At 58.4% G+C, this 21112-nt stretch carries 9 protein-coding genes; all 9 read right to left on the bottom strand.

From position 1 onward, the window contains the following. Nucleotides 1–34: 34 nt before the first annotated feature. The 9 genes from CLV84_RS13830 to rpoC all read right to left on the bottom strand — a co-directional run bounded on the left by CLV84_RS13830 (nucleotide 35) and on the right by rpoC (nucleotide 21027). Nucleotides 35–3562 (bottom strand): DUF4450 domain-containing protein, encoded by a 3528-nt coding sequence (locus CLV84_RS13830; protein WP_170067709.1) that lies wholly within the window; start codon nucleotides 3560–3562, stop codon nucleotides 35–37. A gap of 135 nt (nucleotides 3563–3697) precedes the next feature. Continuing rightward, nucleotides 3698–6661, bottom strand: coding sequence for a glycosyl hydrolase (locus CLV84_RS13825; RefSeq protein ID WP_104420375.1), 2964 nt, complete (start codon nucleotides 6659–6661; stop codon nucleotides 3698–3700). After that, nucleotides 6658–7869 (bottom strand): oligogalacturonate lyase family protein, encoded by a 1212-nt coding sequence (locus tag CLV84_RS13820; protein WP_104420374.1) that lies wholly within the window; start codon nucleotides 7867–7869, stop codon nucleotides 6658–6660. Before CLV84_RS13820 ends, CLV84_RS13825 begins: the two co-directional genes overlap by 4 nt. Before the next feature lie 24 nt (nucleotides 7870–7893). Next, on the bottom strand, nucleotides 7894–9447 hold the full coding sequence (locus CLV84_RS13815; protein WP_146088812.1) for a sialate O-acetylesterase: 1554 nt from the start codon (nucleotides 9445–9447) through the stop codon (nucleotides 7894–7896). A 48-nt stretch (nucleotides 9448–9495) separates the two neighbouring features. Continuing rightward, nucleotides 9496–11007: a RagB/SusD family nutrient uptake outer membrane protein gene (locus CLV84_RS13810; protein WP_104420372.1), complete on the bottom strand. Its 1512-nt coding sequence runs from the start codon at nucleotides 11005–11007 to the stop codon at nucleotides 9496–9498. 17 nt (nucleotides 11008–11024) lie between these two features. Next, on the bottom strand, nucleotides 11025–14159 hold the full coding sequence (locus CLV84_RS13805; RefSeq protein ID WP_104420371.1) for a SusC/RagA family TonB-linked outer membrane protein: 3135 nt from the start codon (nucleotides 14157–14159) through the stop codon (nucleotides 11025–11027). A 322-nt stretch (nucleotides 14160–14481) separates the two neighbouring features. Beyond that, nucleotides 14482–15519: a GntR family transcriptional regulator gene (locus CLV84_RS13800; RefSeq protein WP_104420370.1), complete on the bottom strand. Its 1038-nt coding sequence runs from the start codon at nucleotides 15517–15519 to the stop codon at nucleotides 14482–14484. 151 nt (nucleotides 15520–15670) lie between these two features. After that, the gene (locus CLV84_RS13795) at nucleotides 15671–16606 is read right to left on the bottom strand and encodes a D-2-hydroxyacid dehydrogenase (protein WP_170067708.1); all 936 of its coding nucleotides are present in this window, start codon (nucleotides 16604–16606) and stop codon (nucleotides 15671–15673) included. Between the two features lie 65 nt (nucleotides 16607–16671). Continuing rightward, on the bottom strand, nucleotides 16672–21027 hold the full coding sequence (gene rpoC, locus CLV84_RS13790; protein WP_104420368.1) for a DNA-directed RNA polymerase subunit beta': 4356 nt from the start codon (nucleotides 21025–21027) through the stop codon (nucleotides 16672–16674). Nucleotides 21028–21112: the final 85 nt, after the last annotated feature.

Genomic DNA, 21112 nt, shown 5'->3' with positions numbered 1-21112 from the left:
GGGGGTATTCGAATAAGTAGGGTAAGTATTTTCCTCAGGGCCGCACCAGGGTTGCTGCGAGCAGCCCGATGACCACGTCGTTCGCCAGGGTTCGCACCGTGAGCGAGGCCAATTCCTTTCCGGGGTCGAGGGGCAGGTCGAGTACGGTGGCCGCTCCGCCGTCAATGCCGGTGGTCGAAAATCCTTTGATGTCGATGTATTGGGGATCCTCGGGAACGGTTCCGTCCTTCAGGTGCACCCGCGGCGGTCGGGCTTCGTCGGTGTAAAAAGCGTAGCCATCCAGGTAGTAATCCTGCTCGATGGGTACCCAGTTATCCGGGTTACGGAGCAGGAGTTGGCTGCTGGTACCGTCGGCGTACCCTACCTCCACCATACCGTTATCGAGCCGGCTCTGCATTGGATTCGTGGAGCCCGCCAGGAGAAAGTAAATATGCCTGGCCTTGCCCGTCAGGGGTATGGCCACCGAGTCGGGGAACCGGTCCCACCGCGAAGTGAAGGCGATGTTGTCCACTTCCGGACCCGCTGCCAATTGAAAGGGAAGCCCGGATGGCAGTTCAACTACCCGGTCGGCACCCGCCGCCGCCCACAGCCCGGAAGGGTCGATGCTGACCTCCACGTTTGGATAGCACCAGTTGCCGATACCGGTTACCGGTAGCTGCACGGTTGGAGATTCCGGCCGTGGTGTGTAATACTGTGCCTTGAAGATGTCCCCGACGGGGGAATTGACGTGGGAGCTCACATCCACGTAATCGGTAGCCGCGTTCGGCGGAAAACTACCGGACCAGTCGGTGTGCCTGGCGGTTACGCTTACCCCCTCCTGGCCGGTCAGTTGTACCCGCGTCGTACCGTAGCCGACACGATCGCTATCCGGTACGCCGACCCGAATCACCTCCCCCGGCTTAAGTTGACGGGTATCGAAAACCCGGGCGTTCCCTCCACCGGCGTACAGGCTAATTTCCTGCGGCTGACCCGTGTTGTTTCGGACGCGCCAGTTGTTTTCTTTTGCGTCGAAGCGCAGGTCCATCGGGCGGACAAGGGTGACGGAAACCGGCGTCCACCATTCCACCTCCCCCTGCCGCAGTCGTACGAAAAAGGTATGTACTCCGGTGATCTGGGAGGCCGTCCCCTGGAGTCGGTCATCCGAAAGCTGAACCGACGCCCACACCCCTTGCGGATCGTGAATTTCCAGCAGCGCAATTCCCGGCTGATTCCAATCGTAGCGTTTTCCGGTCACCATTTCCGAGGGGTATGCAGGGCGCATCCACTCCGCTGTCCCGTATTGGATATGGAACGTATCGGCGGTGCCCGCCGGCGCCGTGACGCGGATTACAGGTTGCCCGACGGCATCCGCTTGGAAGGTGTAATCCACGAGCTGACCGTTCACCCGGACCGCTTCAATAGTTCGTTTAGGTGCGATGCGCAGATCCCATTCCTCTAATTCCGGAAGCCTCGCTGTCAGAATATACTGCGCTCCCGCCCCCTCCTCGCGGAACGCCAGATCGATATCCGGCAGGGAGATCGAGGCATGTTCCCAGTCGTTCGGGAAGCCCGGTTCGATGACCATCTTTCCGTCGAGCATATCGGGTCGGACGCCGAAGAGTCCTTCTACCAGTGAGCGGGTAACCATGGCGATCGGGTCGGCGAAGTCGCGGTACAGTTCCCCCCGAATCGCGTCGTAAAAGGAAAGCTGCTGGATGGATCCGGGGGAGGCCCCCAGGTACATGCTTTCCAGGAGGCCACCTTTCCAGAGGTGGAAGGCAGCTTCCGGGCGGTTGGCCTGCCAGTAGGCCAGGGAAGTATGCATCACTTCGGCGAGGGCCACGTTATTCACCGACCAGGTATAGGGCAGCCAGTTGGTGGTGGAGATGGTATACAAACTGGTATCGGTCAGGCCCTCGGCCCGAATGGGGATGCGCGGAATTTTCCTCTGTACGTAATCGGTCAGTTGGTAGGCCTGGAATGGGTCTGGCACCTCGCTGTCGAGCGCGTGGTAGACCGTCCAAATGGCGGGGGAAGTGTGTAGTAGCTGGAGGCCGAGCAGGTCCTGGTATTCGGCGAAGGTCCCCTGCTCCGAAAGCCAGAGTTTTTCGTTCAGGGCGGCCTGGATCCTAGAGGCTTCCCGATGGTAGGGTTCGGGGTCTTTACCCAGTCGTTCGGCCAATTCGGCCGCGCGCGCGTTGGCGTAGTAGTGGTAGGAGGAGGCGTGCGTGACCCCACCACCGCTGTACTGTACCGCATCGCTGGCCCAGATGCTGCAGTAGGCATCGTACAGGGCGTCGCCGTCGACGTCGAAGTTGCGTTTTTCCCAGGCCAGGTGCCGCTCGATCACGGGCCACAGCTGCCCGGCGAAATGCAGGTCGCCCGTCCAATCCAGGTGCCGCAGCAGGGCATCGATGTAGACCTGGTTCATATCGTAGTGGTGCGCGCGCAGCCGCTCTCCTCCCGGGTAGCGGGAAATGTACCCTGCGGTGAAAACGGCGGTACCGATCTCCTCCACCTGGCGAGCGAAGTTGCGGGAGGTGTCCGGAACCACCGGTCCGCTGGCGGGCTCGGTGAGTTGTGACTTGGCGTAGGCGGTGAAGTGCGTCCGTCCCCGGTCGTGCCATCCCAGCGGATCGGCTGCGTAGGCGCCGCGCCAGCCGACCAGTTGCTGCCGCCAAGCGATCGCTCCGTGGTGGTAAGCCGGGTCCTCCCAGATGCCGTCTGCCGCCACCGCAAGGGCACCACCCAGCGTATTGATATAGGGATCGGGGGTGGTTACCCGAACCCGGTTGACGAGTTCCAGCCGTTGCTCATCCGCTCGGTGAAACATGGCGGGGAGCCTGTCGTGATCCGTGGTTGCCCCGTCTGTCCCCATGATCACTACCCCGTATTGCCATTCGGTATCGAGGGTCGTCAGGGCGGTGAGGACCGGGTGGTCGTCCGCGGAGGAAGCTTGTAAATGCCGGGGACTTTCCTGCCGACTAGCATCAGCCAGATGCAGGGTACTTCGCTCCGAAAAGGCGCCCCGTAGTTGTTTGCCTGCTTCCTGCGCTCCGCCGCCCGATTTGCCGTACGTCAGCCCGAATGCGGAGCCGTTTAGCGTGAATTCGTTACCGATCGCATGATCCGGCATCAGGTAAAATACCGACTCGGGGTCCGCGCCGATGTCCCCTTCGCGGCTGAAGCGCTTGTCCGAGGCGCCGCCGAAGGCCAGGATAAATTCGGCATCCGGTACGGCCGCCGAAGTACGAAAACGGTATACCATACCGTCCGTATCGCGCAGGGCCAGCACTTCCAGTTCGAGGGTGTCCGTACCCAGCAGGCGATCGGTGATGGTGTAGCGCATTTTACCCGGGTCGTAGACGGCGCGTATGCGATCCGCATCGATCAGCCACCGGCTCTCCTGACCGTTTGCGATCCCGAAGCGCAGCGTGCCGGCCAACCGGGGCCGGTAAAGCGCAAACTCCGGTACGTCGCCCGCTTCCACCCGAAAGCCGCTCGGGCCGCCGTACAATGCCCGGTTAAAGCGGCGCTCCCCGTTTTCGATGGCAAACGTCCGGCCTTCGGGGACGTAGCGCACGCTGCGAGGAATACCGTGCCAGTACGCCGACGAATCCACCTGCGCGGTCAGGAGGGTTATCCCCCCCACGGTAAGCAGGAAGGCAAGTAAGCGTCGGCATGGCGGTACTAAGGGCAAAATGGAATCTTGAATGCGCTAATAATTATCGAAAGAGCGGCCGGGGGTCAGGGTCACCGGACCGACCAGCCCGGAGGGAACCGGCTCCCATGCCCCAGCATCGAAGAGGCCCATGGCGCCCCGGTTCTCGCCCCGGCGGGCGGGGAAATTCGTGTTGTAAAAGCGTTTCCAGAATACGTTGCGGCGGTCGAGGTCGATGATGCGGTTGATCATGCGGTTCGACACGTCAATGGTCAGTACGTTCTCATTTCGCAGTTGCCGTGCCGGGATTTCCAGTTCATAGGTCGGCCCGACCAGGGTGGCAAGCGAATCACCGTTCAATCGGACGCTGGCGGTTTCGTATACCTTACCCAGGTCCAATAAATAGGTATCTCCCCCCCCTTGGGGGCGGGGAAAGCGGACGGTATAGCGTCCCGTACCCGCGAAGGTCCGGTGCTTATCATCACCTAGTTCGGTCCACGACTGCGGACGGTCCAGTTCCGTCGCGGCGGGAAGATCCGGACCGCCGGTTAAGAAGTCCAAATTCCACTCACCGGATAGCTCCTGTGTTCTTCCACTTGGTTGAAAGTAGGCCCACTTGTCTCCGGCTATTGCCTCGGGACTAACCCACACGAAGGTAGCGGCGCCGGCTGCCAGGTGGAGCCACACGTTGATGGAGGCTTCCTCGTCGGTTTGGATCCGGGCGGAAGCGCGCTGCCCGGTCATGGGATCCAGGATGGCCGCCGCTTTCCCCTTCGCCCGGAGCGATACCCAGCCATCCGTTGCGGAAGTCGTCGCATTCACCAGAAAGTACAGGGTACCGCCGGCGTAATCGCGTCGTTGGTACTCCAACCCCTTTTCCACCAGTTGCTCGGGTTGAACCCCGCCCGCGTGCAGCGCGGCCAGGACATCCGGGCCGGCGATCAATCGACCGGCTCCGACCGGGGCTTCCATGCCGTTAGCTGTCCGGTTCCAGGAAAGTTGCGCGGCAATCGCCCGCAGCTCCTCCTGGCGACTTTCGTAATCGTGCAGTCCTGGAACCGACTCGGGCAGTCGGCCGTGGAAGATCACCGTCGCCCCGGCTTCGGCCAGACTCACCATTTTCCTGAAACTGCCGAGCGGCATGTAGGTGGTGCGGGGGACAACGATAGTCCGGTAAGTAGCGTCGCCGGTGACCAGGGCGTCAGCATACGTGACTGATTCCAGCTGGCGATCGGAGATGAAATCGAAAGCATGGCCCGCTTCGAGCAAGTCTTCGCCCAGTTGGCCTACTTCCGAATTATCCAGCGTAGGGCCGTGTCCGTCAAAGTGCTGAAGCATCTCCGGCCCGGGCGTGGCGTAGCGGTCATGGATCGGGAAGTAAAGCAGGATGTCGTTGTCCGCTTCCCCCGATTGCAATACGGACTGGGTGCGGGACACGTAATCATTAAGGGCCTTAAGATCCCGCCACATCGGGTTCCGGCTGTTAGCGTGGAAGGCGGCGTAAAAGAGTCTACCCGGGTAAATCGCTTCCGCCGGCGAATAGGCATTTCCGTGGTAGACGACGTGATTCACGCCATTGACGAAGTAGCGGTCCAGATTTTCCTTTAGATCGGCCCAGTTGGATTCAAAGTGCTCGCCGAGCCAGGTCCCCGCTTCGGCACTCACCAGCGGCTTACCGGTGACGTGGGCGGCGGAGGTGGCGAATTTGATCCGCAGCGGCTGAGTACCTTCGGTTTCCGGAATATCGGAAGCGGCGTACAAATCCAGGATGGCGGCGGGAGAGCCGTGCGCCTGGTTTCGGATAGCCGCTCCGTGGGAATCGGCCCACTCGTCCCAGCTGTGGGTAAACGTTTCCAGCAGCAGATCGGAGAAGGTTTCCCGTACGTCGGTCAGTACGCGCGGGTGGTGGTCATCTTCCTCACTGAAGAGAACGGGTAGTTGCTCGCGCAGGTCGTACCCGCGTTTATCCCGGAAAGCGGACAGAAACTCAGGCGTCCAGTTAGCCTGACCCCGGGCGTCATCTACTTCGTAGCTATCGTTGAAAAAGGCCCGCAGTGCGCTGATATCCTTCCCGGCAAACGCTTCGTCAAACCGTTCGAGGTAATGCTCGATCGCCGGCGTCGAAAAGTGATCGATCACCAAGCCTTCGCCTCCCGGCGCGGCCCGTTCTACCATTTTGCCGTGTTGGCCGGCGAAAAGCGCGATGACTGTCCATTCTCCGGCCGGAGCCGTCCAGGCCAGCGTGCCGTCGGCGCCTACCTGATCGGTCAGGTTTTCCGTTTCCCCGTCCGGTCCGTAGGCCATTACCGCTACCGGCGGGAGGGAGCGCGCAAAACGGACCTGGTCAATGGCCAGGGCCTGTAGATCTCCCGTTTCCATAAAGTCCGGGGCGAGTTCGGTGTCTTCGGCTTGCATGGCCGCCCGCACGGCCTCACCGCTGATGTCAGCGTAGGCCTGCCCCCTTTCCTCCGCCAGCCGGTAGGCCGTCAGTACCGGACTACTGGCCCGACGCTCGATGGCTTCCTGCTCGTAAAAAATCTTATCGGGTAGGGACGCTCCCTCCGATAACGCATACGTCCGGTGAGCCAAATACTTCGCCCCGTCTGCTTCGGTCACCCATGGACCACCGAACGGCCAACCGGTGCCGGTCGCCATGTCCACCAACATACCCAACCGGTCGGCCTCGGTGAGGGTATGGACCAGCAAATCGACCCAATCCTTCGATAGGTAGTCCACGAACTGATTTTCCTCGCCAATTACCCCGAAGATGGGCGTGAGTTCTACCCCGCCGAATCCGGCTGCGGCCAGGGTTTCCAGCTCGGAGGTAATACCGGCCTCCGTGACCGCGCTACCGTGCCACCACCAGCGGGTCCAGGGCCTTGTTTCGGCGGTAACTTCGGGCCAGTCGGGAAGGTCCGACTGTGCCGTCAGACAACTCCCCCAGCCGGCGCAGGTGAGGAGGAGCACCGTTGCGGCTTTCCGAACGAATGAATACCAAGTATCGGCGGTTGAATCGGTCATGGATAGGGTTTAATCGCTACGGCGTAGATGTGGCTACTGCCCTCGAAATTCGCTCGGAATACGATCCACTGCTGGTCAGGGGTAAAGTGAACGTTAGGCTCCAGTTGGTAATCGTGGTGTTGCATATTCACGAGTTTGGTCGATGCCAGCGAATCCTGCCGCGGTTCGAAGAGATAGATGTACCGGCCGTCCTCGGCCCCGGCAACTTGGGAGGGGTCTCCCCCGTCGCCGGCAAACACCTGCTGGTCGGGCGAAATAGTAAAGTGAATGGACCACTCGTTCCGATCCATAGCATATTTCCTCAATTCCTTCGAGCGGGTATCGTAGCCGGCCAGATAAAAGGTTTCTCCGCGGGGTATCTGCAGATCGTACCAGATGGTATTCCCGTCCCGGCTCCAGAATTCGTGGCCGGCGATCTCGCGGTGTACGGTGCGCTCGTGAATCTTGGTGATGTCCTTGGTAGCCAGGTCTATGTTCCAGATACGGTCCACCTTGTGCCAGGGGCCTTCGTGGCAAAACATGAGCGTATTCGGATCGGTAGTAGAAAATTGGACGTGGCCCAGCCAAGTCTGTTCGGAGTGGATGGGTTCCAGGAACCCGTTGTCCACGTCGACCACGAATAGTTTGTGCAGTATCTCCGCGTCGAATATGCGTTCGAAAAATTCGCTTTTTTTTGGGTACGCCTCCAGAATGCTGTCTTTTTCCGGTGACGACCAGGTGCCCGCCAGCTTGGTCTCGTCCGCATTCAGCGTGGTGATCCAGGCTTTGAAATCATCGGGAAATACGAAGACCTCGCGCGTTACTTTCGTATCCACGTGGGTCGCAAAGACGGTATCGCGAATTTGGTAAAAGACTTCCCGTCGATTCTTGGCCACGATCTCCCCGTGTTTGCGGCCGGGCTGGGTCGTCAGCTGCGCGGTTTCTTTGGTCTGCAGGTTGAGCGTGAACAGCTGTAAATCCCCGTCAACCTCCCCGTAATAAACCATCAGGTTATCCTGCCCATCAGCCGTCGGAAGGAAAGGATCGTTGTGGAAATAGAAGCTCCGCGTATCGTCCGCGTCCGTCAGGCGCACCAGCCGGTGGCCGGTTGTTTCGTCTATCCATTCGCCGGGCATGGTGCCCCCTTCCCCCGTCATCAGCACCGGTGGATCGCCCTGAGCGGATACGCCCAAAGAGAAGAGGACCAATAAGCCGAGGAAGTGTTTCATAGTCTTTTCTTGATCGAATTTGCATTACCGAAGGCCGTGGGTCGGACCGGTAAAATCGTCCGTCCGGAAGGGAGATGCGGGCACGCCGGAGTCGTTGGTCAGATTCGGCCGGGCCGGATTCCGGTTAAAGGCATAGCGTACCGCAACGGGTCGGTCGATCGCTGCCGAGCGCACGATAATTTTGTCCTTCGCGACGATTTCGGCTTCTGCCCAGTCCCACGTGCCGTCACTACCCGCCACGGCGAATTCCGCGGGCGCTGCTCCGTCACTCGTGGTCAGGCCCTCCCCTACCCGATCGAAGTAGAGCACGGCTTCCCCATCGGTAAACTCGGCCCGTTGGAACCGGGGGCCACCGGCCACTATCTCCTGACCGTATACGTCCGCCAGCGCCCAACGCGACAGCCGCAGACCGACGTCCGCTTTGTTGGGGGGATGAATGTCGTCCGCTTCTCCAAGGTCGATCGTTACAATCAGGCCGGTATTCGGTACGGTTTCCGCTACGCGTCGCTGCCGGTCGCGTAAATGGCTCCACGCTTCATCTTCCGGTGCCTCGGCTACCGCCCGAAAATTGGGTAGCTGTACGATGGCGAAGGGATAATCGCCTTGCTCCCACTTTTCCCGCCAGGAGCGGATCATCGTTGTCAGCAACCCTTCGTACTGCTCGGCACGCTCCTCGTTCGACTCACCCTGGTACCAGAGGGCACCCCGGATGGCGAAGGGAATGAGCGGTTCGATCATGTTCCGATAGATAGAGCCGGCAATGCGGTAATCGCGCAACGCATCCGGAACACGCGGGCGCCGGGGCGCGGGAACACCGCTCTCCGCCGCCGCCGTTCGGGCTGATTCCCATTCCACCATAGCCCGGTCGAATTCCGCCTGCACCCGTGGTCGTTCCGCCGCCCAGACCGCTTCCCGTTCAATGGTCGGTAACAGGGCCGTATCGGCCGCAAGGTAGGAGCGAGGCGTCCAGGCTTCGGCCTGGGAACCACCGTAGGAAGCATTGATCAGCCCGATGGGAATACCAAGCCGACGGTACAGGTCCGTTCCGAAGAAGTAACCGATACCGGAAAACTCGGGTACCGTCTCGGGTGAGATTAGCTCCCAACTGGCGAGCTGGCCTTCCTCCCGGCCGAAGGCCACCGACCGGCTCACGTTGAACAGACGAATCTCAGGAAAATCGGCCGCGGCAATGGCTTCCGCGCCCCCGGCGGATTCCAGTAATCGCCACTGCATGTTCGACTGGCCGGTACACAGCCAAACCTCACCGACCAGTACATCCTCCAACTCCAGGCTACCATCTCCACTGACGGATAAGGTCGCGGGTTCGGCGGAAGCCTCCATAGGATTCAGCATCAGTTTCCAGTGCCCTTCCTGATTAGCTACGGCCTGCACCGTCTGTTTCGCGAAGCGTACCGTAATGGTCGCTCCAGCGGAAGCCTTCCCCCAAACCGGAACGGGCTGATCTCGCTGCAGCACCATGTGATCGGTGAAGACATCGGGAAGCCGTAGCTCCGCACTCAGGGAGGCAGCCGACAACAACAGCCAGCAGCTGAAAGCAATACGATAAAAGGTACTCATGATCGAATACGTAAACTGGGCTTCGTCCGACTCCAACGCCCGAAATGATTAGTAGCCAGGATTTTGCTCGTACAACCCCTGCTTGACGTCGAGTTGCTGCTGGGGAATCGGGTAGATGATATCTTCCACCGTCACCGTTTGCATCTTGTTGTTCGCGTCTTCGGTGGCAATGAAAGCATTCATGACCTCTAGTACGGTACCCGTCCGTACCAGATCGTCCCAGCGAAGGTTTTCTCCGGCAAACTCGCGGCGGCGCTCTTCCAGCAGCTTACCCAGATCGACATCGGAAACCTCCTCCAGTCCTGCGCGCCGGCGCACCGCGTTGACCGCCGCGTCCACGTCGGCCTGGGACCCCGAAGTACCCTGCAGGGTACATTCCGCCCGCAGCAACAGTACGTCGGTGTAGCGCATGATCGGGTAATTGAGCGACCAGTCGAAACGGTCGCCGCCGGCCATATCCTCATCGGTGTACTTATCGAAGAATTGGGCATCCACCTCCTCACCGTTATCGTTGATGTAATTCAGCTTAAAGGTGTGCTCGACCCGCAGGTCACCCTCCGGGAAGCTATTCAGGAGATCGTCGGAAACCCGCTTGGCACCGTCACCGGGATTCCCCCCCGGAAAGGGAAGATAGACGCGCGCCCACCCTTCGTCGTAGTACTCCGTCGGGTAGTATCCGCCCGCACCGACGCCACCGCTGATGAACTGCACGTCCCATACGATCTCGGAATTGCCTTCATTGGTGTAGCTGAAAATGGCCCCGTAATCGTCCAGCATCGCAAATTGGTTGCTGTTGATGATATCGTCCAGCATCGCGGCCGCCAGGTCGTATTCTCCCGAAGCCAGACACGGGCCATCGGGGTGAAGTTCCGGGCCGGACCGGGTCAGGTATACCCGGGCCAGAATAGCTTTGGCCGCCAGCGACGTAGCGCGTCCCCGCTCGCTACCGGAGTAGCTTTCCGGCAGGTTATTCATCGCGAATTCCAGATCGGAAAGGATTAGTGCGTAGACATCCTCCACCGGGGCGCGGGGAATTTCCAGGGCTTCATCGGGGGAAACGAAGGTTTCGATCAGGGGAACCCGCCCGTACCACTTCACCAGATCGAAGTAGAAAAAGGCCCGTAGAAATTTGGCTTCCGCCTCGAAGTGGGTGGCCAGATCGGCATCCCCGATCACGCCGGCGTTTTCGGCCAGTTGGTCAAGAACGGTGTTGGCGCGCATGATCGCATTGAAGTTGAGGTTCCAGGCACGGTCAATTGATCCCAGGGTAGCAATGGTGGGTTCGAAATTGTTAATGGCGTTCCAGTCCCGGACCCCGGCATCCCCCGGAGAATAGATGTTGTCGGACCTGCTTTCATCCAGGATCACATACATGGCCGGATAATCCCCACCTCCGGATACGCCGAGGCTGGCATAAACGCCGTTCACCGCCTGTTGGAAGTCACCGGCACTGCTAAAGAAGCCGTTGCTGCCTACTTCGGAAATGGGCGTGAGGTTAAGATCGTCCTCACAGGAGGAGAACCAGCAAAAGGTTAGGAGAAGTATGGTTATTTTTTGCATGTCGTTCGATCTTGAATTTAGAAGCTAAGGTTGAGGCCGAAAACGATGGACTTCGATAGCGGGAAGGCTCCGTAGTCGTCACCGTCACTATTCACGGCCTCCGGATTGTAGCCGCCGTCGTACTGGTCACCGCCGAAGTAGTTTTCGATGTTGGTGTACAGCCGGGCATTGCTGATTCCCCGCACGTTGATGAGGCTTCCGAGGTCGTACCCCAGGGTGATGTTGCGCACGCGCCAGTAGTCACTGGGATAAAGCCAGTCCGTATTCTTGATACGGCCGAAGGAGGAGTAAGCTTTTCCCCGCTCCCCGGCACCCGGATCCTCGGCACTGCGCCACCGGTCCCGGTGTAGCCCCAGTGTATTTTCCACGAATCCCATTCCGGTACGGTCGAGCCCCCGGCCAAAGGTGGAGTAGATCTGACCACCCCATTGGCCCTGGACGAGTACGCTCAGGTCGAATCCTTTCCAGCGGAAGGTGTTGGTGACCCCCCAGACGTAGTCCGGGTTAGGGTGGCCGGACAGTACCCGGTCATCGGGCGTAATCACCCCGTCGCCGTCGGCATCGACGTAGCGTGGGTCCCCCTCTACCTGGTTACCGTACAGCGCCACACCCGCCTCGATGTCCTCACGGCTTAGGATGCCGTCCTGCTGAACGACATACAGGGAGTACATCGGCTCCCCTACCATCAGGATGTTGTGGTTAATATCCCATGCACCACCCAGGATCGGAGCGTTTTCCGGACCGAGCTGAACCACTTCGTTGTTGTTGTGGCTGAAGTTCAGGTTGGTGGACCAGCGGAATTCGCCGGTCAGGTTCTGTGTCTGGAGTTCGAACTCCCAACCGCGGTTGAGTACTTCGCCGATGTTCGTCAGCGCAGAGCCAAAGCCTACGGCGGTAGGAATGGGGATACTCAGCAGCAAATCCGAATTGCGCTTGGTGTACACGTCGAATGAGGTGTAAATGCGGTTTTCGAAAAAACCCAGGTCAAGGCCGACATTCACCGTCTCGGAGGTTTCCCAGCTGAGGGAAGAGTTGGCGAAGTTGGTCGGAACCTGCCCGGCCGCTAGTGAACCACCGAAGCTGTAGTTGTCAAATCCGAGAATGGAGACGTGGGAGTAGTTACCAATACCGTTGTTGCCGGAGATACCCCAGCTACCCCGTAGTTTCAGGGTGTTGATCGTGGAAATATTTTGCATGAATGGTTCCTCCGAAATGCGCCAGCCTAATGACATCGAGGGGAAGGTTCCCCACTTGGTTTCGGGCCCAAAGCGGGAGGAGCCGTCCCGACGAAGGGATCCGGTGATGAGGTAGCGATCGTTCAGGTTGTACTGTACGCGACCGAAGAAGCTGATCAGGGTATTTTCCGTTTCGGCCGTAAAGGTGCTGTTCGGGTTAATGTTAGCCGCGTTCAGGGTGGTGATCACTTCTGAATTGAAGCCACCCGCCGTCCGAATAGCGAAATTGTCAAATTTGGAGGTGTTGTAGGAGGTACCCAGCACCGCCGAAACATTGTGAATGGAACCGAAAGTGCGGTCCAGGGACACCGTATTTTCGTTCACGAAGGTCTGCCGACGGTATCCGGAGAAGTCTCCACCGGCCGTACGGTTACGGGTCACGAAAGACGGGGTATACCGCTTCTGCGTCTGATCGGCATTGTCGAGGTTGAAGGACGAGCGTAACCGAACGCCGTCCAGTAACCGATACTCGGCAAACAGCGTACTGATCGTGCGGAAGATTTTGCTTTCTCCGATGGAGTTCTCGACAACCCGGACCGGGCTAGAGCGAGAGGTTCCCCAGTTGTACAGACCGAATTCTCCGGTATTGTAATTCAGTCCAACGGAGTCGTCTACCACCGGTGCCATGCCCGCGGCAATGTGCATCTGTTGGTCCTTACCCTCTACCCCCGGATCGTTCGCGATGGAGTAGGATGGGGAGACGTTCAATCCCAACGTCAGGCGATCGCTGGCCGACACCTCAAGATTGGCGCGGGCGGAATATTGCTTGTAACCGACGCCAATGGCGATACCTTCCGAGTCGAGGTAATCTCCCGATACGTAGTAGCGAACGATATCGTTCCCTCCCCGGGCGGAGAGCGTATGGTTCTGCACCGCCCCGGTACGGAACAGTTCGTCTTGCCAGTCCACGAATTGAAGGCCGGGGTAACCGGGCTGGTCCCACCGGGGATCTTTGATCAGGTTATTGTTGAAACCGCCGATGATGGCTTCCCGTTCCGCGGCCGTCTGATCGGCGGTGCGCCCCTCGCCGGAGTTGACCCAGTTGTAGTCGATCACTTCCGAAGCCCGGTCAATCCATTCCTCGGCACTGAGCACGTCTAGTTTCTTGGCCGTCTTGTTCCAACCGTAGCTGGTGTTCAGGGAAATTTGAGCGCCGCCCTGACCGCCTTTTTTAGTGGTGATCAGCACCACGCCATTCGAAGCACGGGACCCGTAAATAGCGGCGGCGGCGGCATCCTTGAGCACCTCGATCGAGGCGATGTCGTTCGGGCTGATGTTGTCCAGCGGGTTACCCTGGCCAAAGCCTCCGCCACTATTCTGCCCGGCGGTTTCCAGGGGAAAGCCATCGACAACGTAGAGGGGCTCATTATTGGCACCGATCGATCCCGTTCCACGGATCTGGATACTGAATCCGGCGCCCGGCAGTCCGCTAGTCTGCTGAACCCGCACGCCGGCCATTTGCCCTACCAGAGCCTGGTCGACCCGGGCGATCGGTCTTTCATCCAGATTCTCCGCATCAAAGCTGGCGATCGCCCCGGTAACGTCCGCTTTCTTTTGGGTGCCGTAGCCGATCACCACCACTTCGTTGAGCAACGCGCCATTGGTCAGGTTCACCGTTACCTCGGAGCGGCCGGTGATGGGCACCGATTCGGTCGTGTAGCCGGTATAGGAAACATCGATGGATTCCGTTTCTTCCGGCACCTCCAGTGAGAAACTGCCATCCAAATCGGTCACGGTACCCAAACCGGACTGGCCTTCAATCGTCACGCTAGCCCCGATGAGCGGCTCGTTGGTTTCGGCGTCCTGTACCGTACCGGTGATGGTGCGCTGCGACCAACCGGTCGTCGTCGCCAACAGAAAAAGCAGGAATAGCACGACCTTTTGGCAGGCGGCCGGTTGATATCTTTCCAGTTTCATAATCCGTGAGTTGGTGGCAAAAAACCGCGGCGGCGGATTTGCCTATTGCATGATCAGAATAAAATTCGCCTTGAAGGTAACCGACCAAATCTTCACAACTGTTCTGCACTGTTCTGAGAATAATAAAACAACGTATACCCCGCATGGCGGTACGGAGATCGAGAGGCTTCGTGCTCAACGGCGTGAGCTTTAGATGCTCAGCCCCGAAAGCAGGTATGGGAACAGCCGAAATGCGGAGTGAAAATCGTAGGGACGGGAGTGGGGCGACGAGCGCAGGAGGTGGCGTCATCCGGAATCCCTTACCTTCGGAAACACGGAAATTTTAAAGGGAATTTCTCACCTTGATGTGAAAGGGATTAGCCCGATGAATCCCCCTACCCCCCCGGATACATTCTGCCGCGGTCTTACCGAGCAGGGTAAAATCGGTCGACACCGTCGTGATGCCATCCAACAAGATTTCCTTTAGCGGCGTCTCGTTGTAGGATATAATTCCCACGTCCTGACCGATTCGGAGGCCGAGTTTCCGGGACCGCTTGATGAGGGTTACCAAGTCGTCTTCCATGAGGTTAATAAAGGCATCGCCCTTCTCGATGGTATCCGCCCCGATGTCGCTCACCAGTTGGTTGCTGAAAGCATATTCCGCGCAGAATTTGAGGAAACCATCCTTAATCGACCGCGGGTGATAGGTATAGTCGGGGAAAATCAGTTTCAGCCGCTGGTACCGGGAGAGATTTTCCCTCAACTCCGAAAGCGAGTGATAGATATCGTGCTCGAAATCCTGATAAATGGCGGCAAATTCCCCTGTGATTCCTTCGACTTTCTTATCCAAAATCACCAGCTTTTCCGGTGGTATGGTCCGTATGACATCCAGGGCGTGCTCTCCCCCCTCAAGAAAATGGGAGATCAGTACGAAGTGGGTGTAGTCCTTATTCAGGCCATTCTGAATGATGCGCTTGAACAGGTTAAAATCGTTATTGTAAATGTAGAAATTAATGCTGGCCCCGTCTCCGAGCGTCTCCGTGAAAGCATCGTAGATCAGCTTTTTGTGCCCGCTGAGTTTGTTGAACAACAGCAGAATGCGTGGACGTTTACCCTCCTGCTTGGATTTGACGTAGTACCCCTTTCCGGGAACGCTCTCAATGGCCTGCTCCTTTTTCAGTAGGTCGTAGGCTCGGACCACGGTATCCCGCGAAATATCGTGCTCGATCAATAAGCGGTTGACCGAAGGCAACTTATCCCCCACCGCGAGCAACCCATCTTCGATGGCATGCACGATGGTATTCGCCAGTTGCAGATACTTCGGCGTTTTGGAATAGTCATCCAGCGCGATGACCAACTCGTTCTTGGTATGTACTCCCATCTGAAAGGTGCTCGGGCGGCGACACCGAAAGAGTAGCGATCGGTGCGGGATTTACGGGTCGAAATTTCTAATTCCAAGGTAAGTAGGAAGACACCCGCGCTACGTCGCCCCTTTTTGCTTGATCTATTCCGAATATAACATTCGGGCCGGCTTAATACCCCCGGTGCAGATCTACCGAGTAATCGAGCTGCCGCCCCCTGTCGTACCGGGCTAAATTATGGAGAAAGCGATCGATGATCCTGCGACGTTCATCCTGTGCTCCGCCGGCACTGTGCTGGGTAAGCACGGTGCGGGGGGCTTTCCAGAGTGGATCGTTTTGGCCCAGGGGCTCGTTGCGCGTGACGTCCAATACCGCCCCACCTAAAGTCCCGTCCACTAAGCGGGCCAGTAGTGCCTGTTCATCTACCAGGTTACCTCTCCCCACGTTAGCGAATATACAAGTACTCGATAGCAAGCTCAGCCGAGGGGCATCGAACATATCGCGTGTCGCTTCCGTGTCCGGCAGGGCCGCCATCACGACGTCCGCCTCCGGAAGCCTGGCGTCGAGTTCGCGCAGCGTGTGAAAGTCGGCAACATTATGGTTGCCCATGGTCGCTACCCGGCAATCGAATCCGTCCAGTAACTGTCTGAACCTACCGCCAATGGAGCCACTCCCAAGCACGATGACACGTTTACCGGAGAGGGTCCCGAGTTCGGGACGGATAGCCGCGCCCCGCCAGTGCCGTTGCTCCTGGTCGCGTACGAATGTCGGAATCCGCCGTAGTAGCGCCAGGATACCCGCTAGGGCCGTCTCCGCCACCGGCGTCCCGAACAGCCCCGCGCAATTGGTGATTTGAAAGCTTACTTTTTCGTCAGCCAGTGCGGTATAAGGTCTGAAACCGGCAGATGACAGCTGCATCCATCGAAGATCGCCAACATCGCGCAACCATGCGACGGGTGGATTGCCTAGGATGATTTCCGCATCCCGGCACATCCGCTGTTGTTCGTCCTCGGATTCTCCGGCGGCAAACGCCACGCTGCGCTGTCCTATCCGGTCGGAGAGGTAATTGGCTTCTTCTCGACTGAGGTGGAAATGAACGTAGATCATGGTCCAAAATAAAACGCCCCGCCGGGAAGACCGGCGGGGCGTTGCATGTACATTTCGAAATCGATCTATTCGGCCGGTTCCTCGGAAGCCAATTCGGCTTCTTCGGCGGCCCGGGTAGCGGCTTCTTCCTCGGCAAAGGCGGCCTGACGGGCCTCCCATGCCTCCTGCTGTTCCTTCGTGGTCACGAACAGGCGGTCGTAGCGGCGCATACCGGTACCGGCGGGAATCCGCTTACCGACAATGACGTTCTCCTTGAGTCCTTCGAGGTAGTCGCGCTTGGCGGCAATCGCGGCGGTAGAGAGCACCTTGGTCGTCTCCTGGAAGGAGGCGGCACTGATCCAGCTCGGCGTACCGAGGCTCGACTTGGTGATACCCTGCAACAGCGGGAAGCTGGTAGCAGCCTGAGCATCGCGGTAAGCCACGCTCTTCAGGTCGTTCCGCTTCAGGTAGCTGTTTTCCTCACGGACCTGACGCATGGTGACAATCTGTCCTTCCTTGAGCTTCTCGCTTTCTCCGGCATCGGTGATGACCTTCTTGTCGAAGATCCAGTCGTTCTGCTCGAAGAATTCGTAGCGCTCGACGGCTTCTCCTTCGAGGAAGCTGGTGTCGCCACTATCTACGATCTGCACCCGACGCATCATCTGACGGACGATCGCTTCAATGTGCTTGTTGTTGATCGTGATACCCTGCGAGCGGTAAACTTCCTGCACGCCGTTGACCAGGTGGGTCTGTACGGCGAAGGGACCTTTAATATCGAGGATATCGCGGGGAGCGATGGCGCCGTCGGAGAGGGGCATACCGGCCCGAACGAAATCCTGATCCTGGACCAGGATGTGCTTGCTCAGGTTGATCAGGTATTTGCGCTTCTGTCCGTCTTTAGCTTCGACGATCAGTTCGCGGTTGCCGCGCTTGATCTTCTTGCTGAAGGTAACGACACCGTCGATCTCGGATACAACGGCCGGGTTGCTGGGGTTCCGGGCCTCGAAGAGTTCCGTAACCCGTGGCAGACCACCGGTGATATCCGCGATCTTACCCAACTTCCGGGGAATCTTAACGATTTTCTCCCCTACAACAACCTTCGCGCCGTCTTCGATGCTGATGTAAGCACCTACGGGGAGGTTATAGCTCCGTAGTTCCTCGCCGTCGTTGCTGAGGATAGCGATGGTGGGAATCTTCTTACGGTCGCGGGTCTCGATAACCACCTTCTCCTCGAAGCCGGTCTGGTCGTCCCGTTCGGTACGGAAGGTAACACCTTCGTCGATGTCGGAGAAGCGGGCCGTACCCTTGAATTCGGAGATGATTACCGCGTTGTACGGATCCCATTCCACGATGACCTGACCTTTCTTGATGGTTTGTCCGTCCTTGATGTGGATGGTACCACCGTAGGGCAAGTGGTGGGTAGCGTAAACCTTGCTGGTTTCGGGGTCGACGATTTTGACTTCGCCGGACCGGGAAAGAACAACGTCCTGCTTGTCGCCCATGTCATTTTCCGCCGTAACGATACGGACGCCGTCGAAGACGACCTTACCGTTAAACTTGGAAACGAGTTCGCTTTCCTGCCGGGTTACCGATGCGATACCACCGACGTGGAAGGTCCGCAGCGTCAGCTGGGTACCGGGCTCGCCGATCGACTGGGCGGCAATGATACCGACTGCATCGCCGATTTCGGCCTGCCGTCCGGTAGCTAGGTTCTTGCCGTAGCACTTGGCGCAGACGCCCCGCTTGACCTCACAGGTAAGTACCGAACGGATGGTCACCTCCTCGATGCCCTCGTCGTCGATGTACTTGGCGGTACGGTCGTCAATGTACTCGTCTGCCTTCACGATCACCTCATCGGTAACGGGATGAACGATATCGTGCAGCGCGAAGCGGCCGGCGATCCGGCTGGTCAGGCTTTCTACGACCTTGTCATTCTCCTTGAGCGCCGACGTATCGATGCCCCGGAGGGTTTCACAGTCGTTTTCCATGACTACTACGTCCTGCGCGACGTCGACGAGTCGACGGGTCAGGTAACCGGCGTCGGCCGTCTTAAGGGCCGTATCCGCCAGACCCTTACGGGCACCGTGGGTAGAGATAAAGTATTCGAGCACCGAGAGTCCGTCCACGAAGTTCGAGAGGATCGGGTTTTCGATAACGGCCGGGCCGCTGTCGTTCGATTTCTTCGGTTTGGCCATCAGACCGCGCAGTCCGCAGAGCTGCTTGATCTGCTGGGTAGAACCCCGTGCACCACTGTCCAGCATCATGTAGACCGAGTTAAAGCCCTGCTTGTGCGTGGCTAACTCCTGCATGAGGGTATTGGTGATCTGGTTGTCGGCGTAGGTCCACTTGTCGATGATCTGGTTGTACCGCTCGTTGTTGGTAATCAGACCCATGTTGAAGTTGTCCATCACGTCGTCCACCTCGGCACGTGCCTGATCGAGCACGTCCTGCTTGACGGAAGGCGAGATGAGGTCACCGAGGTTAAAGGACAGACCGCCCTTGAACGCCCAGGTGAAACCCATATCCTTGATCTTATCGAGGAAGGTGGCCGTAACGGCGAAGTTGGACCGCTCGAGGATATCGGCAATAACCAGCTTCAGGTTCTTCTTGGTCAGCAGCACGTTTTGGAAGGGCATGCCTTCGGGAACCGCGGAGTTGAACATCACCCGTCCGGTGGTGGTCTCGATCAGTTTCAGCTTGAGGCTTCCGTCTTCCTGTTCCATGGGAACGCGGCAGTGAATGACGGCGTGCAGGTCTACCTTGCCCTCGTTATAGCCGATCATCACCTCTTCGGAGCTGTAGAACTTGCGCCCCTCTCCCTTTACTTTGATCTCCCCTTCGCTGCGACGCTGCTTGGTAATGTAGTAGAGACCGAGTACCATGTCCTGGCTGGGCAGGGTCACGGGCGTTCCGTTCTGCGGGTTCAACATGTTGTGGGCCGACAGCATCAGTACCTGGGCCTCCAGGATAGCTGCCTGACTCAGCGGTACGTGCACGGCCATCTGGTCACCGTCGAAGTCGGCGTTGAAGGCCGAACAGACGAGCGGGTGCAACTGGATCGCCTTACCCTCGATCAGCTTGGGCTGGAAAGCCTGGATCGAAAGCCGGTGAAGCGTCGGAGCCCGGTTGAGCAGTACGGGGTGACCGCGCAGGATGTTCTCCAGGATTTCCCAGATTACGGGCTCTTTGCGGTCGACAAGTTTCTTGGCCGATTTCACCGTCTTCACGATACCGCGCTCGATGAGCTTACGGATGATGAAGGGCTTGAAGAGCTCGGCGGCCATACCCTTCGGCAGACCACATTCGTGCAATTTCAGCGTAGGTCCTACCACGATAACCGAACGACCGGAGTAGTCGACACGCTTACCAAGCAGGTTCTGGCGGAAACGACCCTGCTTACCCTTGAGGATGTCGGACAGCGACTTCAGCGCGCGACCTCCTTCGGCCTTTACGGCGTTGGATTTACGGCTGTTGTCGAAGAGACTGTCAACGGCTTCCTGCAACATCCGCTTCTCGTTGCGGAGAATGACCTCGGGCGCCTTGATTTCCAGCAAGCGCTTGAGGCGGTTGTTCCGGATGATCACCCGACGGTACAGGTCGTTGAGGTCGGAAGAGGCGAAGCGACCACCGTCCAGGGGTACCAACGGACGCAGTTCCGGGGGAACTACGGGCAGGTATTGGATGATGGTCCACTCTGGCTTATTCGTAACGTTTTCCTGCGCATCGCGGAAAGCTTCTACCACCCGTAGCCGCTTCAGTGCTTCACTCTTACGTTGCTGGCTCGTTTCGGTGTTAGCCTGGTGACGCAGCTGGAAGCTCAGTTCGTCCAGTTTAAGCCCTTCGAGCAAATCGCGGATCGCTTCGGCACCCATTTTGGCGACGAACTTATCCGGATGACCGTCTTCGAGCTGCTGGTTCTCGGCCGGCAGGGTTTCCAGAATGTCGAGGTACTGTTCCTCGGTAAGGAGCGTCTTGTGCATGATCTCCTCACTCTCCCGGATGCCGGGATTGATGACCACGTAGCGCTCGTAATAGATAATGCTCTCCAGGAACTTCGAGCTGAAGCCGAGGAGGTAGGCGATCTTGTTGGGCAGCGACTTGAAGAACCAAATATGTACTACCGGTACGACGAGCCGGATATGGCCCATACGCTCGCGACGTACTTTCTTCTCGGTCACTTCGACCCCACAACGATCACAGACGATGCCCTTGTACCGGATCCGTTTGTACTTACCACAGTAGCACTCGTAATCCTTTACCGGGCCGAAGATCCGCTCGCAGAAAAGACCGTCACGCTCGGGCTTATAGCTCCGGTAGTTGATGGTCTCGGGCTTCAAGACCTCACCGTAGCTGCGCTCCAGGATATCATCCGGGCTAGACAGGCTAATGGTGATCGCGTCGAAGTCCTGCTTCTGGAGGTTAGTAGTCTTCTTAAAAGCCATAGTTTATTTTATAGGGTAGTTCGGGCGGCGGGACGCGGGAATTGCACCTGCGCTCCGCCGCCAAAACTTGATTTTATAGATGACC

This window comes from Neolewinella xylanilytica, assembly GCF_002934605.1.
Taxonomy (GTDB): Bacteria; Bacteroidota; Bacteroidia; order Chitinophagales; family Saprospiraceae; genus Neolewinella; species Neolewinella xylanilytica.
This window is presented reverse-complemented; position numbering and strand designations above follow the sequence as displayed.